Source organism: Methanothermobacter defluvii, assembly GCF_003385755.1.
Classification (GTDB): Archaea; Methanobacteriota; Methanobacteria; order Methanobacteriales; family Methanothermobacteraceae; genus Methanothermobacter; species Methanothermobacter thermautotrophicus.
The window spans coordinates 67,405-92,500 of sequence record NZ_QREL01000001.1 but is presented as its reverse complement, the minus strand read 5'-3'; the positions used below and the strand labels follow the sequence as shown (position 1 = coordinate 92,500).

Annotated in this window: 31 protein-coding genes, 3 tRNA genes and 1 other RNA gene; 14 read left to right on the top strand and 21 right to left on the bottom strand. The window is 49.6% G+C overall.

Features of this window, described 5'->3' with window-relative positions:
* Window positions 1-43: 43 nt before the first annotated feature.
* Genes gatB through hisE form a run of 4 tightly spaced genes read left to right on the top strand, consistent with a single transcriptional unit; the run spans window position 44 to window position 2,730 of the window.
* A complete protein-coding gene (gene gatB / locus C7452_RS00515; protein WP_010876897.1) occupies window positions 44-1,393 on the top strand; it encodes an Asp-tRNA(Asn)/Glu-tRNA(Gln) amidotransferase subunit GatB in 1,350 nt (449 codons plus the stop codon).
* 5 nt (window positions 1,394-1,398) lie between these two features.
* Window positions 1,399-1,644, top strand: a complete 246-nt coding sequence (locus tag C7452_RS00510) for a DUF504 domain-containing protein (protein ID WP_010876898.1) — start codon at window positions 1,399-1,401, stop codon at window positions 1,642-1,644.
* The gene (locus C7452_RS00505) at window positions 1,641-2,450 is read left to right on the top strand and encodes a CBS domain-containing ParB/RepB/Spo0J family partition protein (protein ID WP_010876899.1); all 810 of its coding nucleotides are present in this window, start codon (window positions 1,641-1,643) and stop codon (window positions 2,448-2,450) included. The genes C7452_RS00510 and C7452_RS00505 overlap by 4 nt, the downstream gene beginning before the upstream one ends.
* Window positions 2,440-2,730 (top strand): phosphoribosyl-ATP diphosphatase, encoded by a 291-nt coding sequence (gene hisE, locus C7452_RS00500; RefSeq protein WP_048175816.1) that lies wholly within the window; start codon window positions 2,440-2,442, stop codon window positions 2,728-2,730. The genes C7452_RS00505 and hisE overlap by 11 nt, the downstream gene beginning before the upstream one ends.
* Window positions 2,731-2,787: 57 nt before the next feature.
* On the opposite strand, the gene C7452_RS00495 is transcribed toward hisE, so the two are convergent.
* The gene (locus C7452_RS00495; protein ID WP_048175817.1) at window positions 2,788-3,363 is read right to left on the bottom strand and encodes a GNAT family N-acetyltransferase; all 576 of its coding nucleotides are present in this window, start codon (window positions 3,361-3,363) and stop codon (window positions 2,788-2,790) included.
* Between the two features lie 334 nt (window positions 3,364-3,697).
* Here C7452_RS00495 and C7452_RS00490 point away from each other — a divergent pair, with 334 nt between their 5' ends.
* Window positions 3,698-4,039, top strand: a complete 342-nt coding sequence (locus C7452_RS00490; protein ID WP_048175818.1) for a winged helix-turn-helix transcriptional regulator — start codon at window positions 3,698-3,700, stop codon at window positions 4,037-4,039.
* Between the two features lie 15 nt (window positions 4,040-4,054).
* On the opposite strand, the gene larB is transcribed toward C7452_RS00490, so the two are convergent.
* Window positions 4,055-4,804, bottom strand: a complete 750-nt coding sequence (larB, locus tag C7452_RS00485; RefSeq protein ID WP_048175819.1) for a nickel pincer cofactor biosynthesis protein LarB — start codon at window positions 4,802-4,804, stop codon at window positions 4,055-4,057.
* Window positions 4,805-4,877: 73 nt separating this feature from the next.
* Here larB and hypF point away from each other — a divergent pair, with 73 nt between their 5' ends.
* On the top strand, window positions 4,878-7,175 hold the full coding sequence (gene hypF / locus C7452_RS00480) for a carbamoyltransferase HypF (protein WP_115891935.1): 2,298 nt from the start codon (window positions 4,878-4,880) through the stop codon (window positions 7,173-7,175).
* Window positions 7,176-7,210: 35 nt separating this feature from the next.
* On the opposite strand, the gene C7452_RS00475 is transcribed toward hypF, so the two are convergent.
* Window positions 7,211-7,714, bottom strand: coding sequence for an ArsR/SmtB family transcription factor (locus tag C7452_RS00475; RefSeq protein ID WP_048175821.1), 504 nt, complete (start codon window positions 7,712-7,714; stop codon window positions 7,211-7,213).
* 107 nt (window positions 7,715-7,821) lie between these two features.
* On the opposite strand from C7452_RS00475, the gene C7452_RS00470 reads away from it, so the two are divergent.
* From C7452_RS00470 to dnaJ, 3 genes are all read left to right on the top strand, one after another.
* The gene (locus C7452_RS00470; protein ID WP_115891934.1) at window positions 7,822-8,346 is read left to right on the top strand and encodes a nucleotide exchange factor GrpE; all 525 of its coding nucleotides are present in this window, start codon (window positions 7,822-7,824) and stop codon (window positions 8,344-8,346) included.
* Between the two features lie 14 nt (window positions 8,347-8,360).
* On the top strand, window positions 8,361-10,220 hold the full coding sequence (gene dnaK, locus C7452_RS00465) for a molecular chaperone DnaK (RefSeq protein ID WP_115891933.1): 1,860 nt from the start codon (window positions 8,361-8,363) through the stop codon (window positions 10,218-10,220).
* 79 nt (window positions 10,221-10,299) lie between these two features.
* On the top strand, window positions 10,300-11,430 hold the full coding sequence (gene dnaJ / locus C7452_RS00460) for a molecular chaperone DnaJ (protein ID WP_115891932.1): 1,131 nt from the start codon (window positions 10,300-10,302) through the stop codon (window positions 11,428-11,430).
* A 185-nt stretch (window positions 11,431-11,615) separates the two neighbouring features.
* Here dnaJ and rnpB read toward each other — a convergent pair.
* The 4 genes from rnpB to C7452_RS00440 all read right to left on the bottom strand — a co-directional run bounded on the left by rnpB (window position 11,616) and on the right by C7452_RS00440 (window position 12,955).
* Window positions 11,616-11,914, bottom strand: an RNA gene (rnpB, locus tag C7452_RS00455) — RNase P RNA component.
* 30 nt (window positions 11,915-11,944) lie between these two features.
* Window positions 11,945-12,019, bottom strand: a tRNA-Met gene (locus tag C7452_RS00450).
* A 39-nt stretch (window positions 12,020-12,058) separates the two neighbouring features.
* Window positions 12,059-12,526: a hypothetical protein gene (locus tag C7452_RS00445; RefSeq protein WP_010876909.1), complete on the bottom strand. Its 468-nt coding sequence runs from the start codon at window positions 12,524-12,526 to the stop codon at window positions 12,059-12,061.
* Between the two features lie 15 nt (window positions 12,527-12,541).
* Window positions 12,542-12,955: a hypothetical protein gene (locus C7452_RS00440; RefSeq protein ID WP_048175826.1), complete on the bottom strand. Its 414-nt coding sequence runs from the start codon at window positions 12,953-12,955 to the stop codon at window positions 12,542-12,544.
* 82 nt (window positions 12,956-13,037) lie between these two features.
* Here C7452_RS00440 and map point away from each other — a divergent pair, with 82 nt between their 5' ends.
* A complete protein-coding gene (gene map / locus C7452_RS00435) occupies window positions 13,038-13,928 on the top strand; it encodes a type II methionyl aminopeptidase (protein WP_048061017.1) in 891 nt (296 codons plus the stop codon).
* Window positions 13,929-13,991: 63 nt separating this feature from the next.
* Here the strand turns inward: map and frhB are convergent, their stop codons facing one another.
* From frhB to frhA, 4 genes are read right to left on the bottom strand one after another with little or no spacing between them, the layout of a single operon-like run.
* Window positions 13,992-14,837 carry a coenzyme F420 hydrogenase subunit beta gene (frhB, locus tag C7452_RS00430; RefSeq protein WP_115891931.1) on the bottom strand — a complete coding sequence of 282 codons (846 nt, stop codon included), beginning with the start codon at window positions 14,835-14,837 and terminating at the stop codon, window positions 13,992-13,994.
* 12 nt (window positions 14,838-14,849) lie between these two features.
* The gene (gene frhG, locus C7452_RS00425) at window positions 14,850-15,677 is read right to left on the bottom strand and encodes a coenzyme F420 hydrogenase subunit gamma (RefSeq protein ID WP_048175829.1); all 828 of its coding nucleotides are present in this window, start codon (window positions 15,675-15,677) and stop codon (window positions 14,850-14,852) included.
* Window positions 15,674-16,150, bottom strand: coding sequence for a coenzyme F420-reducing hydrogenase, FrhD protein (frhD, locus tag C7452_RS00420; RefSeq protein ID WP_010876914.1), 477 nt, complete (start codon window positions 16,148-16,150; stop codon window positions 15,674-15,676). The genes frhG and frhD overlap by 4 nt, the downstream gene beginning before the upstream one ends.
* A gap of 8 nt (window positions 16,151-16,158) precedes the next feature.
* A complete protein-coding gene (gene frhA, locus C7452_RS00415) occupies window positions 16,159-17,376 on the bottom strand; it encodes a coenzyme F420 hydrogenase subunit alpha (protein ID WP_115891930.1) in 1,218 nt (405 codons plus the stop codon).
* Between the two features lie 238 nt (window positions 17,377-17,614).
* On the opposite strand from frhA, the gene C7452_RS00410 reads away from it, so the two are divergent.
* The 4 genes from C7452_RS00410 to C7452_RS00395 all read left to right on the top strand — a co-directional run bounded on the left by C7452_RS00410 (window position 17,615) and on the right by C7452_RS00395 (window position 18,984).
* The gene (locus tag C7452_RS00410) at window positions 17,615-18,055 is read left to right on the top strand and encodes a PepSY domain-containing protein (RefSeq protein WP_048061019.1); all 441 of its coding nucleotides are present in this window, start codon (window positions 17,615-17,617) and stop codon (window positions 18,053-18,055) included.
* Window positions 18,052-18,765 (top strand): proteasome assembly chaperone family protein, encoded by a 714-nt coding sequence (locus C7452_RS00405; protein WP_048175832.1) that lies wholly within the window; start codon window positions 18,052-18,054, stop codon window positions 18,763-18,765. Before C7452_RS00410 ends, C7452_RS00405 begins: the two co-directional genes overlap by 4 nt.
* A gap of 45 nt (window positions 18,766-18,810) precedes the next feature.
* Window positions 18,811-18,885 (top strand) — tRNA-Arg (locus C7452_RS00400).
* A gap of 24 nt (window positions 18,886-18,909) precedes the next feature.
* Window positions 18,910-18,984 (top strand) — tRNA-Arg (locus C7452_RS00395).
* Between the two features lie 135 nt (window positions 18,985-19,119).
* On the opposite strand, the gene C7452_RS00390 is transcribed toward C7452_RS00395, so the two are convergent.
* The 10 genes from C7452_RS00390 to C7452_RS00345 all read right to left on the bottom strand — a co-directional run bounded on the left by C7452_RS00390 (window position 19,120) and on the right by C7452_RS00345 (window position 24,978).
* Window positions 19,120-20,280, bottom strand: a complete 1,161-nt coding sequence (locus tag C7452_RS00390; protein WP_048175834.1) for a TIGR00375 family protein — start codon at window positions 20,278-20,280, stop codon at window positions 19,120-19,122.
* A gap of 30 nt (window positions 20,281-20,310) precedes the next feature.
* Window positions 20,311-21,084: a proteasome assembly chaperone family protein gene (locus tag C7452_RS00385; protein WP_115891929.1), complete on the bottom strand. Its 774-nt coding sequence runs from the start codon at window positions 21,082-21,084 to the stop codon at window positions 20,311-20,313.
* A gap of 2 nt (window positions 21,085-21,086) precedes the next feature.
* Window positions 21,087-21,260: an RNA-protein complex protein Nop10 gene (locus C7452_RS00380; protein ID WP_115891928.1), complete on the bottom strand. Its 174-nt coding sequence runs from the start codon at window positions 21,258-21,260 to the stop codon at window positions 21,087-21,089.
* Window positions 21,257-22,036, bottom strand: coding sequence for a translation initiation factor IF-2 subunit alpha (locus C7452_RS00375; RefSeq protein WP_048061020.1), 780 nt, complete (start codon window positions 22,034-22,036; stop codon window positions 21,257-21,259). Before C7452_RS00375 ends, C7452_RS00380 begins: the two co-directional genes overlap by 4 nt.
* Before the next feature lie 14 nt (window positions 22,037-22,050).
* Complete coding sequence (locus C7452_RS00370) at window positions 22,051-22,242, bottom strand: 30S ribosomal protein S27e (protein WP_010876922.1); 192 nt, start codon at window positions 22,240-22,242, stop codon at window positions 22,051-22,053.
* A 2-nt stretch (window positions 22,243-22,244) separates the two neighbouring features.
* Window positions 22,245-22,523, bottom strand: a complete 279-nt coding sequence (locus tag C7452_RS00365) for a 50S ribosomal protein L44e (RefSeq protein ID WP_010876923.1) — start codon at window positions 22,521-22,523, stop codon at window positions 22,245-22,247.
* A 222-nt stretch (window positions 22,524-22,745) separates the two neighbouring features.
* The gene (locus tag C7452_RS00360; protein WP_115891927.1) at window positions 22,746-23,435 is read right to left on the bottom strand and encodes a DNA replication complex GINS family protein; all 690 of its coding nucleotides are present in this window, start codon (window positions 23,433-23,435) and stop codon (window positions 22,746-22,748) included.
* 20 nt (window positions 23,436-23,455) lie between these two features.
* Window positions 23,456-24,190 (bottom strand): proliferating cell nuclear antigen (pcna), encoded by a 735-nt coding sequence (gene pcn, locus C7452_RS00355; RefSeq protein WP_048175840.1) that lies wholly within the window; start codon window positions 24,188-24,190, stop codon window positions 23,456-23,458.
* A 51-nt stretch (window positions 24,191-24,241) separates the two neighbouring features.
* Entirely contained in the window at window positions 24,242-24,649 is a 408-nt protein-coding gene (locus tag C7452_RS00350; RefSeq protein WP_115891926.1) for a hypothetical protein, read from the bottom strand.
* 14 nt (window positions 24,650-24,663) lie between these two features.
* Entirely contained in the window at window positions 24,664-24,978 is a 315-nt protein-coding gene (locus C7452_RS00345) for a transcription factor S (RefSeq protein WP_048175844.1), read from the bottom strand.
* Window positions 24,979-25,096 lie beyond the last annotated feature (118 nt).

The window sequence follows — 25,096 nt, the reverse complement described above, 5'->3', positions numbered from 1 at the left end:
CTGAAGTTCACCGGATCATAAAAAGGGAGGAATAACCATTAAGATGAAATGTGGTCTTGAAATTCATGTTCAGCTTGACACCAGATCAAAACTCTTCTGCAGGTGCCCCACAGATTACCAGGAAGCCCCACCAAACACCAACATATGCCCGGTCTGCCTCAACCAGCCCGGGGCCAAGCCATACCCCCCAAACAGGAGCGCCCTTGAGGGGGCACTTAAAATTGCACTCATGCTCGATTGCAGGATAAACCCTGAGATCACCTACTTCATGCGTAAGCACTACAACTACCCGGACCTCCCATCCGGGTATCAGAGGACATCCATACCCGTGGGACTTGAGGGTGAATTGAACGGTGTGAGGATCAGGGAGGTCCACATCGAGGAGGACCCGGGCCAGTACAAGCCCGACCAGGGAACCGTGGACTTCAACAGGTCAGGAATCCCCCTCATTGAAATAGTCACAGAACCCGACATGACCTCCCCTGAGGAGGCCAGGAACTTCCTCAGGGAACTCATAAGGGTCCTCGAGTACAGTGGCTGTGCACGTGGGGAGGGTACAATGAGGGCCGACGTCAACATATCCCTTGAGGGTGGTAAAAGGGTTGAAATAAAGAACATAAACTCAATTAAGGGCGCCTACAAGGCCCTGAAATTTGAGATGATCAGACAGAAGAACCTCCTGAAGAGGGGTGTTGAGGTCAAGCAGGAAACAAGGGCCTTTCTTGAGTCGCAGATGATAACTGTTTCAATGAGGCTCAAGGAGGAGGCAGAGGACTACAGATACATACCTGACCCGGACCTTCCGCCAATGAAGTTCACGGATGAAGTGGTGGAGGGTCTGCGGGAGAGGATACCGGAAGCACCCCACCTGAAGGTGAAGCGTTTCATGGAGGAGTACGGCCTGAGGGAGGAGGATGCAAGGGTCCTCACATCAGAGCTGGAGCTTGCAGACGCGTTCGAGGAGGTTGCTGGCTCAATAGACCCTGAATTTGCTGCCCTGTGGATGAGGGATGAACTGAAAAGGGTCCTTTACTACAACAAGATAAGCTTTGCAGAAAGCATGATAACACCAGGGGATATCATCGAGCTTCTCGCCATGATCAGGAAGAAGGAGATAACAAGCAAGGCAGCCAAGAAGATCATAGAGGAGATGCCACTGAATAAAAAGGGTCCCCGGGAGATAGCGACCGAAATGGGACTCATAGGCATCATAGATGAATCGGAAGTCATAAGGGCCGTTGAACAGGCCATAAGAGAGAATCCAGGGGCTGTTGAGGATTACCATGCCGGTAAGGAGGCAGCCATAAATTTCCTGGTTGGTCAGGTCATGAGGATGACCCGTGGTAAGGCTGAACCCGAACGCACCGTTGAACTGATAAAGGAACGGATCTGAGGTGTATGGCCAAGAACGTCCTGGATCTTCTGATGTGGCATCCGAAGTGGGATATTGAAAGATGCAGGATAAGCTACCTCCACAGGGGTGCCTGCAGGAACCTTAAAACAATCAGGGGCTCCGACATAGAAAGGCTTGAGAGGGGCTTCATGATACTGAGGGATGGGAGCTCCATCCCATACCACCGTGTGGTGAAGATAGTCTGTGATAACAGTTTCATCTGGAAAAAACAGAAGAAGGGAATAGGATGAGCAACAAGGCACTTGTAAGGGACTACATGACCCGGGACGTTATAACGGTATCCTCAGATACTTCAACTGCTGAGATAATCAAACTTATGAAGGAAACAGGGCACGATGGGTTCCCTGTTAAGGATAACGGTTCTGTGATCGGGATGGTGACGGCCTTTGACCTTCTGATAAAACCGTGGGTTAAAACCGTCTCAGAGATCATGTCAAGGGATGTTGTTGTGGCTGACCAGGACATGTCACTCAATGACGCCGCAAGGGTGATGTTCAGGATGGGCATCTCCAGGCTACCTGTTATAAACAAGGAGGGTAAGCTTGTTGGAATCATAACAAACACCGATATCGTGAGGTCCCACATCGAGCGTTCAACACCCATGAAGGTCAACTACTTCAAGAAGACCCTGGAACAGCTCTATGGTGTTAAACCAGAGGTTAAAAGGATGAAGGTCCCAATCGAGAAATTGAGGCCAACCCAGAACAAGGTCTATGCCGATGAACTCCAGGGCAGGACCTATGAAATTAAAAGGGGTCTTGCAGAGCCCACAATAGTTGTTAAGACAGGTGAAAGGTACGTCCTCATTGATGGTCACCACAGGACCCTCGCATCCTACAGGCTCGGGTGCAAGGAGATAGACTCCTATGTCATAGATATAAAGAAGGATATGAAGCTGGGTATGGAGAAGACAGCTGACCTCAATGGTGTTCACACCCTGGAGGACATAGAGGTCATAGATGACGCCCAGCACCCACTGATTGCGATAACGACGAGCATGAGAAAGGCCATGGCAGGTAAGAAGAATGGTAGATGAGGGAATTTTAAGGGAAGTATACCGTGTGCTTGAGGATCGGAGGGACAGACCCATTGATTCATACACTTCACGCCTCATGAGGGATGATGATAAAAGGGCAGAGGATAAGATCCTTGAGAAAATAGGGGAGGAGGCCGCAGAGGTCATAATAGCATCAAAGAATGATGAGAACCTCGTGGAGGAGGCAGCCGACCTCATATTCCACACTCTGCTCCTGCTGGTATACAAGGGCGTGCCCCTTGACAGCCTCCTGGAGGAGTTTGCTGCAAGAAGAAAATAGGGAAAGACAGCTCCAACGATAGAAGCAGAACAGGAAATGGAATAGGCTGGTGGAAACTCAGATAAGAGATAATTCCATGCGGTAGAACATTCTGTTTAAGATTTTTATTCCGCTTTCGTCTTTGATTCTGAAACCGAATTTCCTGTAAAGTTTGAGGGCCGGTCTGTTGCTCTGTGCAACATCAAGGGTGAGTCTCTCAAGACCTTCCTCCTCTGCTATTTTTCGTGCCTCCTCGAGGAGTCTGAACCCCACCCCCATCCCCCTTGCTCCCGCTGAAACTGCAAGGGATGAGATATAGAGATCACCCTCCCCCAGGTCCAGTGTGCTGAGGGAGTCAATTAAATCCATTGCAGAGAACCTCAGGAAATCCAGGGGGCCCAGACATCTTATCAGATCCAGCCTACTGATCTCTGCGCCCTTAAGTTCATAGACCAGTGCCCCAATAACCTCCGGCCCCCTGGATGCCAGTACTATCCTGTCAGGATCCAGGTACAGTCCGTAGTCTATAAGCTTTTCTATTATCAGATCTGGCTCAGTGAAGAACCAGTCAAATAGCTGCCTGTCCGACTCATATATGAGGTGGCTGACACTCCTTCTGGATGATGGTGTGGGCTTGAATGGGTGCACTCTCATGGTATCCTCTTTATGAGAATCAGTGGATTTTTATGATTTTAAGTCCAGGTGCATAAAAATTTTGTCAAAATGAAGGGGGTTATGAAAAATGAGGGGTGTTAGAAAAGGAGAATTTACTGCTCTGCGTCGAGCATTTCGCCGTATTCTATCTCTATCTGACAGCCCTTTGGACCGCAGCAGAAGTGCTGTAGATCAAAGCTTACAAGCATGGTTTTCACCTCTCAACCTTCTTTACTATAGTAAAGTAACTTAATGTATTTAAATCATGTAGTTACACAAAATGTATATACTTACAATAAGTATACCATGTTACAAGGAGTATAGTGGTGATGACATGGGAGATGATGAATACCTCTGTTCAGTTGAGGTCGCCGTCAACGAGATAGGTGGTAAATGGAAATCACTGGTCCTCTGCACCCTGAAGGATGGTAAACTCCGCTTCAGTGAAATAAACCGGAGGATCCCAAAAATAACACAGCGGATGCTCACAAGGACACTCCGTGAACTTGAATCCAGTGGACTGATAAACAGAAAGGTCTACCCTGAGGTGCCCCCCCGGGTGGAGTACTGCCTCACAGAGAAGGGAAAATCCGTCATACCCATACTGGACGCCCTCTGCGAATGGGGTAAAATGTACGGGTCCCAGCAGGAGAATTCAGGTGAGAAAGCCCCCTGAAAGGGCTGCGGGGAGCTAGAGACTGCATGCCCTCAATATCTTAACCGCCAGAACAGCCGCCCCGAATCCATTGTCTATGTTAACAACCCCTATGCCGGGCGAGCATGACTGGAGCATTGATTTAAGCGCCACTGACCCGCCCTCACCCACACCGTAGCCAACAGAGGTTGGAACCCCTATGACTGGTACATCAACAAGTCCTGCAACCACTGAGGGAAGAGCACCCTCCATACCTGCAACCACTATGAGGGCCTTAACCCCTGATTCATGCATCCTCCTGAGTGGGTCCAGGAGCCTGTGGAGGCCTGCAACACCAACATCATAGGCAGTGATGACCTCACAGCCTGATTCCTCTGCAACCACCCTTGCCTCCTCTGCAACGGGTATGTCCGATGTCCCGGCAGAGAGCAACCCTATCCTTCCAATAAACTCAGGGTCTCCTGACCTTGCAGCGAGCACCCCTGCGGTCTCATGGTACTCAATTCTTCTATCAATATCCCCGAGTTCCTTCAGTATCCCTTCAGCCCTATCAGGTGGGAGTCTGGTTACAAGCACATCCCCCACAGCCTTCACAATATTAACTATATCCTCATCACTCTTGCCTGGAGCGAATACTGCCTCTGGAAATCCTGTTCTCTTCTCGCGGAATATGTCAAACCTCACCCTATCCCCCAGGCTCAGCTGGGCTGATTCAATGGCCCTCTCAGCTTCCTCCAGTGATATCCTTCCCCTGAGTAGTTCCTCAAGAATTGATCTTACCGGCATCACTACCTAATTTATAAGTACATCAATATAATCTTAGCATAGGAGAACTCATGCAAACTCAAGGTAGATAGAAATGTACCGTGCCCATCTCACAGTGGAGGGAATAGTCCAGGGCGTTGGCTTCAGGCCAGCGGTCTACAGACTTGCAAATGAACTCGGCCTCACGGGATACGTGAGGAACATGGGGAACATGGTGGAAATAGCCCTCGAGGGTAGCCACGAAGGCATTGAAGAATTCATTGAGAGGCTTAAGAAAGATAAGCCCCCCATTTCAAGGATAAACAGTATAAAAAAGGAAATTTTTGAGGTCAATGAGGCATCATTCGCTGAATTCAGTATAAAGGAGAGTTCATCCAGTTCCTCGGGGACATCTGTAATACCCGCGGATGTCGCCACCTGCAGCAGCTGTCTGGAAGAGATGATGGATGAGAATAACAGGAGATACCTCTATCCCTTCACCGCCTGCACAGACTGCGGGCCCAGGTTCACCGTTATAGAATCCATTCCCTATGACCGTGAAAGGACCAGCATGCGTGATTTCCCTCTCTGCAGCTCCTGCATGGAGGAATACCTCAACCCCCTCGACAGGAGGTACCATGCAGAGGCCACATGCTGCCCCATCTGCGGTCCAAAGCCCTTCCTGTACAGGGACGGGATCCTGAAGACCCCTGACCCCATTAAAATGGCGGCAGAACTCCTTGATGATGGCAGCATACTTGCAGTTAAGGGTATCGGTGGTACGCACCTCGTCTGCCGTGCCGATGATGATGAGGTAGTTAAAAGGCTCCGTTCAGGGCTCGGAAGACCAAATCAGCCCTTCGCATGCATGTCCCCTGACCTTGAATCCATAGAGTCCTATGCGTCCATATCAGACGTGGAGGAGGAAGCCCTCACCTCAAGAAGGAGGCCCATCGTTGTCCTGAAAAAAAGCCGGGACTACTGCCTGGCCCCCTCGGTTGCACCGGGCCTCCATAACATAGGGGTCATGTTACCCTACTCTGGTCTTCACCATGTCCTCCTGAGGTACACAGAGGCGCCGGCCTATGTGATGACATCTGCAAACAGGCCAGGGGACCCCATGTTCATAGAGAACACTGAGATCATAGGGGGCCTTCAGGGGATAGCAGATTACTTCCTGCTCCATGACCGAAGGATTGTGAACCGCTGCGATGACTCTGTTGTCCGTTTCAGGGGTGGTGAAATGGCATTCATAAGGAGGTCCCGCGGATATGCCCCTGAACCCTACGAGATCCCCCATGTTGCCGGTGACGTCTCGGCAATCTGCCTGGGACCGGAACTTGATGTTACATTCTCGGTGCTGAAGGGTGGTCAGTGTTATGTCTCCCAGCACATAGGCAACACCTCAAGGTATGACACCCTCCTCTTTCTTAAGGACGCTGTGGATTACCTCATGGGCATAACCGGGACAGAGGATGTTGATGTTATAGCCTGTGACCTGCACCCCCAGTTCCTCACAACATCCTATGCTGAGGAACTCGCCAGCAGGTTCTCTGCAGAGGTCCTGAGGGTCCAGCACCACCACGCCCATGCCCTTGCCCTGATGCTTGATGCGGGTGTCGATGAGTGCATATGCATAGCTGCAGATGGTGTTGGTTACGGTGATGACGGCACATCATGGGGTGGTGAGATACTCCACTGCCATGGTTCAGATTATGAGAGACTGGGGAGTCTGATGCCCCAGAGGATGCCGGGAGGTGACCTTGCGACAAGGTACCCTGCACGGATGCTCCTCTCCATGTTGAGGGGACGCTATGAGGGGGACCTCCAGGAGCTATTCCGTGAGAGGTACTCTGACTATTTCCCCCACGGCGAGAGGGAGATCGGTGTGGTGATGAGGCAGCTGGAGTCCGGGCTGAATACAGGTATAAGTACAGGCACCGGGCGTGTGCTTGATGCCATCTCAGCAGCCCTCAGGATCTGTGGTGTAAGGACCTATGAGGGTGAGTGTGCAATGAAACTGGAATCCGAGGCCTTCAGGGCCTCTGAAAAGCTGAGTATGTCCTTTGAGGTTAAAGAAAAAGGTGGGAGGTACATCCTGGACACATCAGCCATCCTGCTGGATGTCATGGAACTTATTGATAGGGGTGAGAATAGAGCAGAGATAGCCCATGCCGCCCAGAAAGCCGTTGCAGAGGGCCTTGCAGAGATGGCGGTACTTGCAGCAGATGATGCTGGAGTGAAGTGTATCGGTGGGACCGGTGGCGTGTTCTATAATGAGGCCATAAGCCTCGCTGTGAGGGATTACGTCACAGAGAGGGGTTACAGGTTCATCCAGCACAGGAATTCCTGTGCAGGTGATGGCTCAGTTTCCCTGGGACAGGCTGTTGCAGTGGCCCTCAGATACCGTTAGCACCATCAGTCCATATAAATAAGGTGGGGGTCATGTCACTCCATTTTCCTTCGAATCTCTGCTTCCATCAGCAGGTCCTCGGCCCTCCTCTTAAGGTGATCATAGAGCCTTATGAGGTTCTTTAACTCCTCAACTGCCTCCCATTGACCCCTCTTTATCTTATTTTCAATGTTGAGGAGTCTGGACCATTCATCCCCGGGAGGTAGCTGCTTCCTGTTCAGGAGGTCATCCATGACGTCAACCCTGAAGGTGTTCCTGTTTATTGTTATGCTGACGTGGATGTCCCTTGAGATGTCATAATACTTACGGGGCCTTCCCCGCTCTATTTTCCTGAAGAAGGAGCTCAGGATCCCTGCCTCCTCCATGGCCCTCAGGTGCTCTATTATGGCCTTCTGCCCTATATCCAGCTCCCGGGATATCTCACTGACAAATCTTGGCTCCTCACGCAGGAGGTTTATGATATCCCTCCGGGTCTTGCAACCCATGACGTCAAGTATAACTTCCATGTTCTGGTTTTCAGTGGATTTTCCGCTCATCATGTAGACTATGTCGAAAGGTTTATATAACCTTTTGTAAGTATAATAGCTATAAGGTTATAGGTAACCTCCGGTAACTTTAATTTCTGTAAAAAATCAAAGGTGAACTGATGTGCGAAGATAAAAAAACTGATTCTGGGTCCCCACAGGAATGCCAGAAGGAACTTGAGGAACTCAGGGAGCGTCTTAAAGATTTAGAGAACGAAATCGAAAAGAAGGAAGAGGAAGTCAGGGAGTACACCTCCCACCTCCAGAGACTCCAGGCAGATTTCGATAACTACAAGAAACAGATGGAAAAACAGGAACTCGAAATCATAAAAAACGCCAACGAAAGGCTCATACTCAAGCTCCTGGATGTCTACGAGGACCTCGAAAGGGCCATTGAAAATCAGGACAGCAGCATGGATGGTCTTGAGGTCATCTACCGGAAGTTCAGAGACACCCTCACAAAGGAGGGCCTCAGTGAGATACCTGCAGAGGGGGAGAAATTCGACCCCTTCCTCCACGAGGCCGTTATGGTTGAGGACCATGACGGATATGAGGATGGTGTCATCATCGAGGAGTTATCACGTGGTTACAGACTGAACGACCGCATAATAAAGCACTCAATTGTTAAGGTATGTAAGAAAAGCTGATTTGAGGTGATCACATGGCAAAGAAAGAAAAAATTCTCGGTATTGACCTTGGAACAAGTAACTCTGCAGCCGCAGTTCTAATAGGCGGTAAACCAACCATCATACCCAGTGCAGAGGGTGCATCACAGTACGGTAAATCATTCCCGAGCTGCGTGGCATTCACAGAGGACGGACAGATGCTGGTGGGTGAACCTGCAAGGCGCCAGGCAGTCACAAACCCGGAGAACACCATAACAGCCATAAAAAGGAGTATGGGTACAGACAGGAAGGTTAAGGTCCGTGGCAAGGAGTACACACCACAGGAGATCTCAGCATTCATCCTCCAGAAGATCAAAAAGGATGCCGAGGCATTCCTGGGAGAGGAGATAAAGAAGGCAGTGATCACTGTACCTGCCTACTTTGACGACAACCAGAGGACAGCCACAAAGGACGCCGGGACCATCGCCGGTCTTGACGTTGTGAGGCTCGTCAACGAGCCAACAGCCGCAAGCCTTGCCTACGGGCTTGACAAGGAAGACGAGGACATGGTCATAATGGTCTTCGACCTCGGTGGAGGTACACTGGACGTTACAATAATGGAGTTCGGTGGAGGGGTCTTCGAGGTCAGATCAACCAGTGGTGACACCCAGCTCGGCGGAACCGACATGGACAATGCGATAATGAACTACCTTGCCGAAGAATTCAAAATGGAGACCGGCATAGACCTCATGGAGGACGACCAGGCGGTCCAGAGGTTGAGGGAGGCCTCTGAGAAGGCCAAGATAGAACTATCAACAACCCTGACAACCGAGGTGAACCTCCCATACATCACCGTGGCCCAGGATGGACCAAAACACCTCATAAAGACAATAACAAGGGCCAAACTGGAGGAACTCGTTGACCCGATAGTCCAGAAATGTGCAGGACCCATGGAACAGGCACTTAAGGACGCCGGGATGACCAGGGAGGACGTTGACAAGATAATAGTTGTCGGCGGACCCACAAGGATGCCCATCGTCCAGAAATTCGTTGAGGACTTCATAGGAAAACCCGTCGAGAGGGGAATAGACCCCATGGAGTGCGTTGCCATGGGTGCAGCCATACAGGGAGGTGTCCTTGCCGGTGAGATAAAGGACCTGGTACTTCTCGATGTAACACCACTGTCCCTGGGTATAGAGACCCTCGGAGGGGTCTTCACCAAGCTAATAGAAAGGAACACCACCATACCCACCAGGAAGAGCCAGATATTCTCAACTGCAGCGGACAACCAGACATCAGTGGATATCCACGTCCTCCAGGGTGAGAGGCCAATGGCCGCAGACAACACAAGCCTTGGAAGATTCCAGCTCGTGGGCATACCACCAGCGCCCCGTGGAGTGCCCCAGATTGAGGTGACCTTCGACATTGACGCAAACGGTATACTGAATGTATCAGCAAAGGACCTTGGAACGGGTAAGGAACAGGCCATAACAATAACAGCTCCAAACAAGCTCTCCGAGGAGGAGATAAAACAGAAGATAGAGGAGGCCAAGAAACACGCAGAGGAGGACAGACGAAAACAGGAGGAAATCGAAATAAGGAACAACGCAGATTCAATGATCTACACTGCAGAAAAGACCCTGGATGAACTCGGAGACAAAGTGCCAGCCGAGAAGAAGGAAGAGGTTGAGAAACAGGTCAGGGAACTCAGGGAACTCATAGCAGGAGACGACATCCAGGCAATAAAATCAAAGACAGAGGAGCTCACAAAGACGGTCCAGGAGATCGGAGCAGTTATATACCAGCAGGCAGCACAGCAACAAGCAGCACAGCAGCAGGCAGGCAGCACAGCCTCCGAGGGTGAAGACAGGGGCGGCGATGATACCATAGATGCAGACTTTGAGGTCAAGAACTAGCCCCCAACCCACATTTTTTTATTCTTGAAAACAATTAATTCCTAGTAGACTGTTTCTAGAGTATACCAGGTGAAAATCGATGGCTAAACGTGACTACTATGAGATCCTCGGTGTGGATAGGGGTGCGGATAAGAAGGAGATAAAGAAGGCCTACAGGAGGCTCGCCAGAAAGTATCACCCTGACGTCAGTGATGACCCTGATGCAGCCGAAAAGTTCAAGGAAATAAGCGAAGCCTACGCAGTCCTCTCTGATGATGAGAAGAGGGCGAGGTACGACCGCTTCGGCCATGCTGGTATGGATGGCTTCAGTCAGGAGGATATATTCAACAACATAAACTTTGAGGACATCTTCAGCGGCCTGGGATTTGACATTGGAAACATATTTGACATGTTCGGATTTGGTGGGGGAAGAAGGCACGGGCCACAGAGGGGCGCTGATATAAGCTACACCCTGGAGATAAGCCTTGAAGATGCCTACAATGGTCTTGAAACCGATATAAGGGTTCCACATACAAAGAAGTGTCCGGTGTGCCATGGCAGCAGGGCTGAGCCAGGCACCGGTACAAGGACCTGCCAGACCTGCGGTGGCAGCGGACAGGTGCGGCAGGTGAGGAACACCATCCTGGGGCAGATGATGAACATAACAACGTGCCCCGACTGTCAGGGCGAGGGTACAGTAGTCGAGAAACCCTGCAGTAACTGTAACGGTAAAGGCGTTGTCAGGAAGACCAGCACCATCCATGTGAAGGTCCCTGCAGGTGTTGAGACAGGATCCCGGCTCCGGGTCCCAGGTGAGGGGGAGATGGGTCTTCGTGGTGGAGAACCAGGGGATCTCTACGTGGTTATCAAGGTCAAGCCCCACAGCATTTTCAGGAGGGAGGGCGCCAACCTGTACACCGAGAAGCCCATAAGCTTCGTCCAGGCAGCCCTGGGTGACACCATCGAGGTCCCGACCCTTGACAGGCCAGTGAAACTGAGGATACCCGCAGGGACCCAGAGCGGTACAACCTTCCGTGTTAAGGGCCACGGGATGCCCCATCTCAAGTGGAACGGCTACGGGAACCTCTACGTAAAGGTCAAGGTTGTGACACCAAGAAAGCTGAGCCCCAGGCAGAAGGAACTCCTCAGGGAATTTGCAAGTATCAGTGGGGATGAGATCCACGAGGATAAGGGCTTCTTCGATAAGGTGAAGGATGCCATAATCCACTGAATCTCCTATTTTTTCGAATTCATGACCTCTGACAGAATCAGTTAGTTCTGAAGAGAGAACAACAGCTCCATCGCGCCTGCGAAAAAATCAGTTAGTTCTGGAGAGCTATGCAGGGATACTGATTTCCGTACCCCCTCAGGGGCTCTTATTGGATCACAGTAATTGAATATAATGATTGAAACCGGGCATGCCGAGAGTAACCCACCTTCTGTTTCGGCAGCATTCATCTGGGCGGACTACCTCTGCCTCCTACAGTAATCACCGGCAGCATTTGTCCTTGCATCCCGTGGAATGGCCGTTTCACCGGTCCTCCTGATGTCAGTCTGCTCCTTGAGGGTGAAGCTTCATTATCATCCATCAGGAGACGTGTCGTTTCTGCTCCAGGGTCCAGCCTCTCAGCTGATGCCTCACGGCACCACGGTTCTGTATGATGGGTGGAGTTTCCTCAGCCCCTTGAGGGACCGTCAGCTGCCCTTCGGCTTGCCCGGTAAATAATCATGAAAATTAGAACTGATAGCGGGGCCTAGATTTGAACTAGGGATCTCGGGGTTATGAGCCCCGCGGGATCACCAGACTACCCCACCCCGCTAAACATTAGATTTGTTATTTCAGTATATAAATGTTGTGGTCAGTCCTTTTCCTCCTTTTCCTCAAGCCTTCTGAGCCTCCTGTCAAGGGACTCGAGTTTCTTATTGGTGTGACCCCTGTACTCGTTGAATCTCTGCTCCAGTTCATCTATGTTCCTTGATACAAGTTCAAGCCTTTTCTCAAGTTTAGATATGTCATCCATGGTTGCAAGTGACCAGTCCTCTATGAGTTCATCGCTCTTCTCATTGAGGAAGGCGTCTATCTTGTTTGAGATGACATCCGTGCTTATGGGTACCTCCCTCACCTTGCCCATTATCCTGTCACTCACATCTGACATCTTTTCTCCAACACCTGCCATGTAACCTTCCCTCCCTTCGGCTGTGCCTTCACCAGCTCCATATATCCTTGTTACGGGCGCTATGTTTCCTGATTCCATCAGGTAGTAGTATATGAGGACTACTATCGCCCCTGCAAGTATCAGAATTGCAAGAAGCTCCACCGGTCCCACTTTAAAACCTCCCCATTACTTTTTCAGCCTGGAATTCATCTCCGCTTCCTTCTTCTCAAGTTCCTTAAGCATCTTTTCGAGTTTCTTGAACTCTGTCTTGGCCTCAAGAAGGGCCAGTCTCTCACTTATTTCACTCTGGAGATAACCCACCTCATGCATTATCTCGGATGTTTTCTTCCTTATGGATGCCAGTTTATCCTGCTTATCCTTGGGAAGGGGTATCGTTGTCTCCATCAGACGCTTTGCATGAAGGTCATTTTCAACAAGGGTTATCTTCTTGAGTTCAATCTGTTTTTCAAGAAGCATGATGTCGTTCTGGGATTCCCTCACCCTCCTCCACTGTACAGCCACGATAATCACAGTTATAAAACCTAGGATAGATATTATAAGCCACAAAACATTCTGAGGTACCGTTGCCGTGGTCGCCATATACTGCCCCCTTGCATAGTATTATCTACTGTATATATAACTCCTTATTTAAATAAATAGCAGAACAGGATCAGTGATAAAGATGATCGAATCATACTTGAAGGCAGGTAAAATTGTATCAAAGGTCAGAAGGGAAGCCGCGGGGATAATAAGGGATGGCTTGCCCATAATAGAACTCGTAAATTACGTGGAGGATCGTATAATTGAGGAGGGTGGTAGGCCAGCCTTTCCATGTAACGTATCGGTGAATGAGGTAACGGCCCACTACACCTCTCCACCAGGCGATGATAGTGTAATAGGTGATGGTGACCTTGTTAAGCTGGACCTTGGCGCCCATGTGGATGGATTCATAGCCGACACCGCCATCACGGTGCCTGTGGGGGATGTTGATGATAAATGCCACCAGATGATGGACGCTGCAAGGGAGGCCCTTGAGAATGCCATTTCAACCATAAGGGCCGGTGTTGAGGTTGGAGAAATTGGACGCGTAATCGAGGAAACCATTCACTCCCATGGCATGAACCCTGTTTCCAATCTGACCGGGCACAGCATGGAGCGCTGGATACTGCACTCAGGACTATCAATACCCAATATAAATGAAAGGAACACTCATCAGCTGGAGGAGGGGGACGTCCTGGCGATTGAACCCTTTGCCACGGATGGTGTGGGTCTTGTGACGGATATGCCGCAGACCTACATATTCCGGTTCCTCAGGGAGAGGCCCCTCCGGCTTGTACATGCCCGGAGGGTCCTGGGTAAGATACGGGAGGAGTATCACGCCCTCCCCTTTGCACAGCGGTGGCTTGAGGAGTACTTCGATGCAAAGAGACTGAATGCCTCCATGAGAATGCTGATACAGTCAAGGGCCATATACCCCTACCATGTGCTGAGGGAAAAGAGCGGTGCAATGGTCGCCCAGTGGGAACATACAGTCATTGTTGAGGAGGACGGCTGCACGGTTATAACAGAATAGTTAACTTGAGGATGCAGTTGAATGGACTGAATGTTCTGAAAAATAGAAAATTTAGGGATGGGATCAGTATGGTGTTGGTAATCCCATCTCTTTCCTTGCAGCGATGTTCTTCTCTGCCTTTTCCTTCTTCTGTGCAGAGAGTTTTTCAAGAAGTCCCAGGCCAGGTTTGACTTCCTCTATTGGTTTGGTCTCGAATATACCTACCTCAACAGCCTGCTTGAATATTGAGTCCCCTGAATCGGTCCTTGTTATGACTGTTGACCAGCCATCCGGTGATCCCACTGAACCTGTTGATACGTCTGCCAGCTCAGCCACATAGTCCTTGCAGATCTTGCATCCTGCCTGTTCGTATCCATGGGTCTCCTTGAGGGGGAGTGTGTAGACATCATCCTGGGTGTAGACCCAGAATTTTCCTTTACCTATGTCCATCTTCTCAACGAGCTCCATGTTTAATCCGAGTTTCTCACAGATGAAGGTCTGCAGTGATGTGTATGGGAAGTTCTCCATGCAGTAGATACCGACCAGGAGCTTTATCTTATCTGCAACAAACCTGACACCGAATGGGTAGGTCTGGGCCTTCCTTATACCCATGGTCTGGCAGGGTATTGCAACTGTACCCAGTTTCTCTATACCGTACTGCCTCACTGCCTTCTTGAGCATCAGGACGTTTGGTGAGAATGTGTACTTGGTACCTGCAGCCGCCTTGAGTTCATCTGAGGTCATGGCGACCATTGGTTCTGGCTTCCAGAACTCCTTTCCGGGTCCCGCAACAACTGCGCCTTCGATTATGCCCTCGTCAAGGGCATATGCTAGAAGACCTGTAACTATTCCTCCATCCTGGGCTAACTTCTGAATCTCTCTGTCAGTTGATCTGGCGGAAACTATTTCCTTGTAAGTACCTAAAACCATTTTTCCAGCCTCCTATAGCCCTAACTCCTTTTTGATCTGTTCTTCTGGCCACCAGCTTCTTGGGCACTGCACATAGCAGATTCCACATTTTATACAGCGGTCGCTGTTGAGTTCGGGTCTTCCATTGGTCATGTCAAGGGCCCTTGTCTGGCAGGCCATTGCACATGTTCCACATCCAGTGCAGAGACCCTGGTTTACAACCTTTGTCTGGAGGTCGCATCCGCATGCCTCTGTGTAGCCTGCAAGGTCCAGCATTGGCTGGAGGTACTCCATGTCATTGTTGATGAGTGCAACGACTGCCTTTGCTATTATCTCAGGTGATGGTGGGCACCCTGGAATGGCGAGGTCCACATCTATGAGGTCTGCTATTGGTACAAAGGACTCGTGTGATGGCTGTGCCTGCTGTCCACCCCTTGAGTACCTTGTGAAGCAGCCTGTTGCTGCGCATGAACCGAAGGCACAGACGAGTTTTGCCTTCTCCCTCAGTTCCTTGAGTTCGTGCAGGCTGTGTTCGTCCTGCAGACAGACAGATCCCTCAACAAGGGCCAGATCCATCTCTGGCATCTCCCAGAGATCCACCAGGGTCTGTCCGTATACTATGTCCACCATGTTGGTGAGTAATTCTGCTAGAATGTCGTAATTTTCAGTTAACGACATGGCATCTCCAGTACATCCACTGAGGTGAATGTAACCTATTCTTGGTTTTGCATTTTCTTCAGCCACTTTTTCAACCTCCTCTTTTGAAGCTCCAACAGGTTCCGATTTTTCTTTTTCGGGTTCTTCCCTCTTAGCTTCAGCCTCCAATCCTAAAAATCTTTTGATGCGGGCAATTAAGCTCATTTAGAAACCCCAATCTCATCTAAGATCATCTGAATGGCTCTGGGAATAGCCTTTTTTACTGGGGGTGTGAGGCCCATTTCCACATTGGGAGCTGATATCTCCTTGGGTTTACACCCTATTACCACAACATCAATCTTTTCACTGAGTTCATGGAGGGGCTGGCTCACTGGCCATGTATGCATATTTTCATAGGATCCCTTTGGAATCTCAGTGACATCGAATTTCCTGAGTGTTCCGGGTTCTGCGTTGAATTCAACAACATCCACAACTATCATCTTCTTCCACTCCTCATGGGGGAGGGAGAAGACAAAGTGTGGACCGCCAGTCCCAGCATCAATGAACATAACATTATCTGGTTTTTCCCTATCCTTGAAGTACTCTTCAAGGGCCTTGATAACCTCTGGGCCGAATCCATCGTCCTTGAAAAGGATGTTTCCACAGCCCACCACTAGAATCTCAGCGTCGTATGGCATGTTATTCCCTAGAGTGTGATCATTTCATCCCTGATTACTGATCTGTCCTCGTCATCAACAACCATCACGTGTGTTGCGCATGAGAGACATGGGTCGTAAGCGCGTATGACGTGTGGTCCGTATTCATGGTGGAATCCTTCAGTTGCAGGACCCATTGTTGGGATGTTCCAGGTTGTTGGGACGAGTGCATTATAGAACTGTATCCTACCATTTTCAACCTTGGCCATGTGGACGTCCAGTCCCCGGGGAGCTTCAATTGCACCTATACCTAGTTTACCTGTGCCTCTCTCATCGAAGTCTGCCCTTACCGGTGCGGATGTGTCTAGTTCATCAAGGATTTCAATTGCCCTTGCGAGTGCCGTTTTCATCTCAAGTGCCCTTGCAACGTGCTGTGCAACAACACCCCTCTCCTTGAATCCCTGGAATTCAACCATCCTTGCCCTTGGACCGACCTCCACGTTTCTTCCATCGTAGAGTGGTATTGTTGAGCAGGCCCTCTTGGCTATTTCAGGGTCATCGTACCAGCTCTCAGGCATTACCTCGGTGAACCTGTCCAGATCGAACTTTGTCCTGTCGCCGTAGATCTGGTGGCTTGCAAGTGTTGGCTGGTTGTGAGCTCCAAGACCCTTTGGAAGGCCCTTATCCTCAATTAATCCTATCATGAGCTCAACGTGTTCGTTGAGTTTTGGTTTGAGCTGTTTTAACCTTGCATACAGCCTTTTCCTTGCGAGTTCCGTTATATTGTCGGCCATTCCACCTATCCTGACATCGGATGGGTGTATACCCTCACCTGCAACCATGTCAACTACGTACTGTGCGTTTTTCCTTATCTCGGAGACTGAGTTTATGGCGTCTGCCATGAGGTTTTCAGGCACGAAGTCCGGTGCTATGAGGAACTGATGTATTGCATGGCTGTTCACGTGGTGTGCTGCGAGTGTAAGTTCACGGAGAAGTCTTCCGGCCTTTGGAACCTCAATGTCAAGGGAGTCGTCTATTGCCTCAACGGAAGCCAGGGTGTGTGGTATAGGGCATACTCCACATATCCTCTGGACAAAGACAGGTGCTGTTTCAGGTGCTTTACCTGTAACCATTTTCTCAAGGCCCCTGACAGGAGTAATACTGAAGTATCGCCCCTTTGTCACGATTCCCTCATCATCGACTTCCATGACAAGTTCTGCATGTCCTTCTTGTCGTGATGTCGGCGATATAACAATCCTTTCGCTCAAATGTATCACCTCTTGTTTTTAAAGTTCAAAAAACCTTCAACACTTTATTTATAAATGTTTTTAAATTTATAAGTGTTTTAATTATGAAAAAAATGAAAACTATTTATATCATTTTATAGATTATTTATTATTGGTAGAAAACAGAGTTTATAATATTAATTTTTCATTCAATAATACTGAGTGTTATATATCTTGACCCACATACTAAATATGTTGTTAACACCAGGAAGGTGAGTTGATGATAAACTCAAAGGTTCTAGCATCGGTGGCGATAGTCCTGATAATTGGAGCTGTTGCTGCAGGTTATCAGGTGAGTCAGAATTCCGAGACACTGTGGAAATTCACAAGTCCCCAGAGCAGTCATGATCAGGGCCAGCAGCAGGGGGAGTCAAGCGTCCACAGTGAATCGCCCTCAACCACATCATCACAGGGTGGCAGTGGTTCAACCTCAGGTGGGGGTTCAGGAGTGAATGTGAAGATATCCTATTCAGAGGCAAAGAGTATTGCCCAGACATATATAAAGCAGGAGGGTGCCGCTGCAGGGACACCAAGGCTCCTTAAAATGGACGGTAAACTGGTCTATGTTGTCCCCATCGAAATGGGTGGGAAAACCGTTGGAGAGATCTACATTGACCCCATGACCGGTAAAAACCTTGGAGGGGCTGGTGGTGCGCCATGATGATTAAGACAGAAACAGAGTGCTGCACAATATATTCAGAGGATGTTGAGGACGCTGTCGTCCTTGAGGGTTCCCCTGGAGTTGGCCTCATAGGTAACATACTGGGGTGGCTTCTGGTTGAGGACCTCAAGATGAGGGAGATAGGCTACATTGACTCAAAGTACTTCCCTCCCCTGGCTGTCCTCTATAAGGGCGTTGCAATACACCCCTTCAGGATATATGAGGGTGATGGGATAGTCCTCTTCCTCTCGGACTTCATACTCCCCCCTGCAGTTGTCTATGATATGACAAATGCGATCGTGGAATGGATGGTCCGCAATAAGAGCAGGGAGCTGATAACCTTTAACAGCATGGTTGTCCGTGAAAAGTCACAGCCAGTGGCGGGTGCGGGTAACAGCCAGGAGGTCATCCAGAGACTTGCAGACCTTGGAATACCGATAGTCCCCTTCGGTAACCTCAATGGTATTTCAGGGACCCTCCTTACAAGGTGCGCTGTTAATGATGTACCAGCATCATGCCTCTTTGCAGAGATCCTCAACCCCTACCCTGACCCGAGGGCAGCTGCAAGTGTCGTTGAGGTCCTGAATGAAATGCTCGGTACATCCGTTGACCCTGAGCCCCTCCTGCAGGAGGCCCAGGCCATAGAGTCACGTCTCAAGAAGCTCGCAGAGACGGTGCAGGGAGAGGCCGAGACACCCATCTACATGTAAAAGTTTATATATTAGAAAATCAAATATTTCTTTACTCTTTTGTCAGGGCCCGTAGCCTAGCCAGGATAGGGCGTCGGACTTCTAATCCGAAGGTCCCGGGTTCAAATCCCGGCGGGTCCGCTAAAAAAAGGTGTAAAGGAAACGGGGCCCGTAGCCTAGCCAGGATAGGGCATCAGACTCCTAATCTGAAGGTCCCGGGTTCAAATCCCGGCGGGTCCGCTCAATTATTCTAATTCTAAGAAACAATGATAGGAATTCCTTTTTTTGAGACCCATGGAATAAAACAGCCCATTTTCCAGGTCCATTGAAGAAATAATGATGGATGATAATGGTATCCTAGATTATTGGATTAGATTATCTGAAGTAAGCATCAAGGGTCTCTGCAGGGAACCTTATCTCACCATACTTCCCACCACCACCAGGTATCACAGTCAGTGAGCCATTGCGAAAGGCCTCCACTGCAACAGCAACACCCGTATCCAGAGCTGCAATATCCTCAAGGGGAGCATCAAGCAGCACCCGGATCTCTGTTCCAAATTCCCCCACAAGTTTCTCCCAGATTCCCTGTACAAATTTTGTGGTTACTCCCTTATCATATTTCATCCCTATGATCTCTGCAAGGGGCATCAGGTGGACGTAGGGGGGCCTGTGTGGTGGGTGGTGAGGTTCATCCCAGGTTGAGAGCTCGTATATCCTGTAATCCACACCCTTCTTGATTTTACCACCACAGGGACACCTCATGTCCATTCCAAGCGCCTCCTCAGGACTGTAAATGCGGTAGCACCTAGTACATGCAGTCATGTGGTACTTTCCGAGGCGCGGGTCAAGTCCATAGTTCGCCCTTATCCTGCACTTACCTATGGCCCTCCTGAGGGAGGTGAAGGACACATCATCCATCTCAAACTGATTGAACTCCCTCCCCAGCCTGTGGGGCCATGGCGAATGGGCATCGGAGTTGGTCAGGAAGGGTATGTCTGCAAGTTCGGCTATCTTATCAGCCATGTCAGTATCTGCAGAGAGGCCCAGTTCAAGAAAGTCTGGTCTTGCCCCGTAGCAGTCCATGTAGCTGTCATATGACTTGTACATGCTGGTCCATGGTGTGAAGGCATGGGATGGTCCTGCCATGCCATCGTATTCATGTACAAGTTCAAGTATCTGGGCCCCGTTCATCCTCACCCTGGGCCTTCCATCTGTGGTGCTGGCTGAGGGCATCCTCCCAGCTATCTCCTCTGCAGCCTCAAGTGAGGGGAGTATCAGGAGGTGGTGGACCCTCCTTGAGTCCTCAACCTCCGCCGTTATTACGAAGCTGCACTCCTCGCGCCCGTAAATCCCGTCCCCCTCATATTCAGTTGATTCAGCTATGATCTTCCGCCATCCAGGGTGAAGTGCGTCGCCTGTCCCTACAAGGTGAAGGCCCTTGAGGCGTGCCTGGGGTGCTATGTTGTCAATAACCATGTTACGGGACGTTGCCCTTGAAAAGCAGCTATGGATATGCAGGTCAGCGTTTATGATCATCTGATCATCCAGAAAAAATAGGTGGTGGGGTCAGCCTATGTAACGCAGATCCTCTTCCCCGGGTTTGAGGTTCATCCTCTCAATCATTTCCTGCTCCATCTGCTGGGCCTTGGAGATCATCTTCTTTGTCTCCTCTGCCCGCTCCTCAAGTTTTTCAAGGTCCACTTCAAGTTTTGTCATCTCAAGTAGCACCTCAAGGAGTGCGCGGGCGGCCTCGGCGTCTATGAAGTAGCCTGGTGTTTCACCCATGAGGTATACACCCTCCATGCCCCTCAGCCTCCCCATTCCAAGGAGAAGTCCTGATGCGCCTATTATGCCTCCATCAGCGGATCTCATGATGACGCCGTGTTCCTTGAGATCCTCGACGAGTTCCATGCTGGTTGCTGCCCCATAGACCCTCGCCTTCTCAACGGGCTGCCCCGTTGCGAGGCCTCCAAGGGTGAATATCCTCCTGGCGCCGTATCCCTCAACAAAGTCGAGTATCATGCCACAGATCTCATACTGTCCCTCAAGTGAGAGTCCCTGGGTGTTGCCCACGAGTATTATGTAATCCCTCTCATCCTCGCCTGCATCCCTGAGGTAATAGAACTCATTCCTCATGGGTTCAACTATACCATCCTCATCAACCAGTACCTGTGGTGGGAATGATGGGGAGTAGAGTTCAGCAAATTTGACAGCCTTCAGTTCATCTATTATGTGATCGGCTGCCAGTTTACCCACATGTCCTATTCCTGGAAGTGCCTCGATGAATATGGGGCTGGAAAGTTCAATGTCTTCCAGAACGTTTATGATTGTTTCCCTCATTTTTATTCACCACTACCTCTAGAGTAAAGCTCTCTTTTGAGTTTTCTCCGGTATGCGCCATATTTGTCCTCCGGGGAAAACTTTGGAGGATAAATGACCCCTGTTCTACCTCCGCAGTGTGGGCAGACCTCTTTCAGGGTGTACTCTCCGCATGAACGGCATCTTTTCATCTTCATGTAAGTTCACGGAGGAATTCTCCCTCTCCACCCTCTTTCTCAACGATCTCTATGCACTTCTGCGCTGCTTCCTTGAGCTGCTTCTCTGCCTTCAGGTAGTCCGTTGACTTCACGATGAGCCGGTACCTGGGGGCTCCTACCGCCTGGACTGTTATACCCTCATCCTGGGCTGATTTAAGTGCCTTCCTAATTATTTCGACGCCGTTGGGTGCGTAGGACTTGATGTCAACGTATCCAGTTATCTGGACCTCGGGGGGTGTTATGTTGCGCTTGGCAACCTCTGTGATGACGGCTGCCCAGTCCTCAGGGACTCCCTCCTCGATGAGGGACTTTTCCCCCTCCTCTGCAGCGGTTTCAAAGGCGCCGTAGAGGTCTCCGAATATGTCCATCAGTTCGTATCCAACCTCTTCATAGGCGGTGTCAAGGTCCTTTCCAAGGTCCCTTGCTGCGAGTTCAAGGAATTTCTCAGCCTTCTGTTCGATCTTCCATGCCTGGATCTTCTTTGTGCGCTGGTCCTCCCTTATCCTTTTCATTGAAACATCCACGTGTCCCTTACGAGGATTCACACGGAGGACCCTTGCAACGATCTTCTGGTTCTCCCTTACAAAGTCCCTTATGTTTTTAACCCATCCAGAGGATACCTCGGAGATGTGAATGAAAGCCTCCTTCCCTGGATACTCCTCCAGGGTGGCGAAGGCGCCGTAGTTGAGGACCTTGTGAACGGTCCCAACCACCAGTTCACCCTCTTCAGGCCATTCATTTTTTCTTCTTACCATGAAAAACACCTAGATTAATCCAGGACCTCTAGAATCTGGGCTTTGATCTTTGACTTTCCTCCTGTTGGCTCAACAAGTGTTTTACCACAGATTATGCACTGAACATATGATGCTGCCCTGTCAAAGACAACCTGCTGGTTTCCGCAGTCCAGACATTTAACACGGAGAAAGTTACCCTTGGTATTGTAGAATATCACGCCAATCACCTCTAGGCCACGTATTCAACCCTTCCAGCCCTGAAGGATTTCTTCTTTATGTGTGACTTTCCACATTCCTTGCATTTGAGCCTGAGGTCAAGTTTCTTAACGGGTTTGTTACCTGATGGGAGTGGACGTGGGTAACCCCTGTAACCGGCAGTGACACGTCTGAACTGCCTCTGACCCCACTTAAGTTCACTGGCCTTTCTCCTCTTTGATTCCAGTACCTCGTGAACGGTGTGTTTTCTACAGTTTGGACAGTAAGTTCTTCTTTCCTTAGGAATCTTCATATCTAATCACCTCGTAAGTGAAAAAGTAAGCCTTTAAAATAACTGAACTTTTTTATACTGGGTTAGTATATCTCAAATCTCTATTTATACCTTTGTATGTGACACCACCTGGTGGTTCACTGAACCTTAAACTGCTAATCCGTGTTGATCCATCAGTTTCATTGCAGGGTACCTGATCCTCAGAGAACAGGAGAGCAGTCTAACCATTTTAAAGCCTGCTGCCTATGAATACCTTATCCTCCGACCCTTCTTTGCATTTATGAAGACGTTTGCATTCAGTGATGGGAGCGTGACTATGTCCTGCGGCCGGAATGGACCGTATACCTTTTCATCCACACCCATTATTCTGGCAGGTACCTCCTCAAATATCAGTACGGTTTCAATATCCTCCTCCCGCCCTTTAACCCCTTTATCGGTTTTTACGGATGTTGAAGGACCAGTAAGAGCTTCAGGACCATCCAGAACGTCCTTCCGGGGGGCATCATGTTTCGCCCCTGAATCCCTGGTGCTGGATTCAACATCTATTGAGGGGATTATCCTCGCCCTGAATTCCCTCAGGGTTTCTACCAGTGAAAAGTAGAGCTCCTCCTCCTCTGGTGTCATGTTGAGGGGGGTTGTATCCTGGAGGTCGAACTGTGGCCTGCCATTGAAGAGGTGATATGACCTCTGGACGTTCATGACGGCACTATCAGTTATCTTGTGCTCCCTTCTCTCGCAGATCTCCGTGGCTATCCTCTGGGTGTCCCTTATGAGGTAGTGTTCCTTGGCGAAGGGGTCATTGCCAACGGCGTCAAGGAGGTCCTCTATGTAACTATGAACCCTCTCATAGAAGTCATCCCCCACCCTTGCAAGGCCGCTTTCAGATCTCTCCTTTTTCTGAATCCTCCTCAGTTTCTGAAAGAATTCGTCCAACCCCATTCCTCACCTTTAAGTTATTCCTCTGCCTCTATTCTTGGAGCAAGGAGGAAGCTGAGTTCACCCTCTTTGCTTGCCATTTTCAGGGTCAGCTTGAGGGGCATGTCATCTCCCAGGTTGATTATTGCGGTCTCACTGAACTTGTCTGCCTTGAGCATCTCCTTGATCTTATCAAGGGAGTATATGCTCCTTGCAGGTTTACCTATCCTTTCGCCGTGGAGGTATTCAATCTGGGCGTCTCCAAATTCTCCCTCAGCTGAGGCTATGAAACGGTCCTCATCCACACGGAAGGTTATCTTATCTGAGAATATGTCTATGTCAGCTATTGAGTCCTTGAGGAGCTGGAATGGCACCTCGAACTCATTCTCATACTCAATTTCAGGAGGACTTGGGGTTTCGTATTCGATGTCGATCAGCCTTATCTTGAATGTCCTTACTGCTTCCCCTTCAAACTGGATTATCAGGTTTCCCTCGTCGGTTGAGAGTATGACCCTGTCATTTGCCTTTGCCCTCTTGAGGACCTTCATGAGTTCCTCTGTGTCCACGTTGATCCTCTCTGGTTCATCACAGACGTACTCATCGAAAAGCTCGGCCTTCAGTTCGAGGTGCACGTATGTGATGTGGGACCTGTCAAGGGCGTCCAGGCGCAGGCCTTCGGCGCTAAGCTGTATCTGAACCTCGTCAACGATGGATGATATGGCATCGAAGCTCGTCCTTAAAATGTTAGGGTCATTCAATTCTGCCTTGAACATTTTCGTCCTCCTTATCCTATATAGCTAGATATTGGGGTCATGATTTATATACTATTCCTCTTCTTCTTTCTCTTCCCCTCTTTCAGCCTTCTTCACCTGTTTATAGAACCCCTCAAGGGGTGTGCCCCCTATGATGCTATGGACCATGAAGGCCCCCACCAGCAGGAGACCCGTGAGGATGAGGAATGCTGCGATGACCGTGTTCTCGCCTGAGACCACATTGTCAACAACACGGTCAGATGACCCCATTATGGTGACGATACCGGTCAGCAAAAGCATGACACCAAGTACCATTGCACCGTACCTCAGTATATCGTCACGGTGTTCCATTATGAGGGTCACCGGAAAGCCGTGCTCTGATTCATCCTCCTGTAACTCCTCCCAGACCCTGGCAAGGAAACCCCTGAGCCTTCCTGAATACCTGCCTTTCTTACCATTATCGGGGCCTTCATCAGACATCTGCTCACCATTTTTCAGTCATATTCCCTCCAGGTGTGCTTGCAGCGGGTACATCTGAAGAACCGTGTCTCTGATTCATCAGCCCTCCTTGTCTGCTGCAGCCACCAGAAGGCCTCCATGTTACCACATTTCGGGCATTCAACCCTCGTGGTTGGGAGGGTATTTACATCATCACCTGTGAATATTATGGTCTCCTTTGCCTCAACTTCCTCTGAGACGCTGTACTTGTCTTTGAGCTTATCTGTGATATCCTTCTCATAGCCACACTGACACTTAAATTTTCCCTCGGATGGAAACATTACAGCTCCGCACTTAGGACAAAACTCCATCTTCTTCCTCCTGGTCAGAGAAACTGAAACCTTTTTGATTTCTAAAGTTTTTCTACAAGGACATTTATAATAATTTTGATTGTGACTGGAGGTCATGATATGCTGCAGAATTTTTTTA

Bases quoted from the DNA above. Each gene is read 5' to 3' on its own strand.
- C7452_RS00440 (WP_048175826.1), bottom strand. From the start codon at position 12,955: ATGGCGACCACGGCAACGGTACCTCAGAATGTTTTGTGGCTTATAATA.
- C7452_RS00375 (WP_048061020.1), bottom strand. From the start codon at position 22,036: ATGGTAAGAAGAAAAAATGAATGGCCTGAAGAGGGTGAACTGGTGGTT.
- C7452_RS00495 (WP_048175817.1), bottom strand. From the start codon at position 3,363: ATGAGAGTGCACCCATTCAAGCCCACACCATCATCCAGAAGGAGTGTC.
- hisE (WP_048175816.1), top strand. From the start codon at position 2,440: ATGGTAGATGAGGGAATTTTAAGGGAAGTATACCGTGTGCTTGAGGAT.
- dnaJ (WP_115891932.1), top strand. From the start codon at position 10,300: ATGGCTAAACGTGACTACTATGAGATCCTCGGTGTGGATAGGGGTGCG.
- C7452_RS00350 (WP_115891926.1), bottom strand. From the start codon at position 24,649: ATGTCTGATGAAGGCCCCGATAATGGTAAGAAAGGCAGGTATTCAGGA.
- C7452_RS00470 (WP_115891934.1), top strand. From the start codon at position 7,822: ATGTGCGAAGATAAAAAAACTGATTCTGGGTCCCCACAGGAATGCCAG.
- larB (WP_048175819.1), bottom strand. From the start codon at position 4,804: ATGCCGGTAAGATCAATTCTTGAGGAACTACTCAGGGGAAGGATATCA.
- C7452_RS00390 (WP_048175834.1), bottom strand. From the start codon at position 20,280: ATGATCATAAACGCTGACCTGCATATCCATAGCTGCTTTTCAAGGGCA.
- C7452_RS00345 (WP_048175844.1), bottom strand. From the start codon at position 24,978: ATGGAGTTTTGTCCTAAGTGCGGAGCTGTAATGTTTCCATCCGAGGGA.
- frhB (WP_115891931.1), bottom strand. From the start codon at position 14,837: ATGGTTTTAGGTACTTACAAGGAAATAGTTTCCGCCAGATCAACTGAC.
- C7452_RS00410 (WP_048061019.1), top strand. From the start codon at position 17,615: ATGATAAACTCAAAGGTTCTAGCATCGGTGGCGATAGTCCTGATAATT.
- C7452_RS00365 (WP_010876923.1), bottom strand. From the start codon at position 22,523: ATGAAGATTCCTAAGGAAAGAAGAACTTACTGTCCAAACTGTAGAAAA.
- C7452_RS00490 (WP_048175818.1), top strand. From the start codon at position 3,698: ATGGGAGATGATGAATACCTCTGTTCAGTTGAGGTCGCCGTCAACGAG.
- C7452_RS00380 (WP_115891928.1), bottom strand. From the start codon at position 21,260: ATGAAGATGAAAAGATGCCGTTCATGCGGAGAGTACACCCTGAAAGAG.
- pcn (WP_048175840.1), bottom strand. From the start codon at position 24,190: ATGTTCAAGGCAGAATTGAATGACCCTAACATTTTAAGGACGAGCTTC.
- C7452_RS00505 (WP_010876899.1), top strand. From the start codon at position 1,641: ATGAGCAACAAGGCACTTGTAAGGGACTACATGACCCGGGACGTTATA.
- frhD (WP_010876914.1), bottom strand. From the start codon at position 16,150: ATGCCATACGACGCTGAGATTCTAGTGGTGGGCTGTGGAAACATCCTT.
- C7452_RS00510 (WP_010876898.1), top strand. From the start codon at position 1,399: ATGGCCAAGAACGTCCTGGATCTTCTGATGTGGCATCCGAAGTGGGAT.
- gatB (WP_010876897.1), top strand. From the start codon at position 44: ATGAAATGTGGTCTTGAAATTCATGTTCAGCTTGACACCAGATCAAAA.
- C7452_RS00385 (WP_115891929.1), bottom strand. From the start codon at position 21,084: ATGAGGGAAACAATCATAAACGTTCTGGAAGACATTGAACTTTCCAGC.
- hypF (WP_115891935.1), top strand. From the start codon at position 4,878: ATGTACCGTGCCCATCTCACAGTGGAGGGAATAGTCCAGGGCGTTGGC.
- map (WP_048061017.1), top strand. From the start codon at position 13,038: ATGATCGAATCATACTTGAAGGCAGGTAAAATTGTATCAAAGGTCAGA.
- C7452_RS00405 (WP_048175832.1), top strand. From the start codon at position 18,052: ATGATGATTAAGACAGAAACAGAGTGCTGCACAATATATTCAGAGGAT.
- frhG (WP_048175829.1), bottom strand. From the start codon at position 15,677: ATGAGCTTAATTGCCCGCATCAAAAGATTTTTAGGATTGGAGGCTGAA.
- dnaK (WP_115891933.1), top strand. From the start codon at position 8,361: ATGGCAAAGAAAGAAAAAATTCTCGGTATTGACCTTGGAACAAGTAAC.
- C7452_RS00475 (WP_048175821.1), bottom strand. From the start codon at position 7,714: ATGATGAGCGGAAAATCCACTGAAAACCAGAACATGGAAGTTATACTT.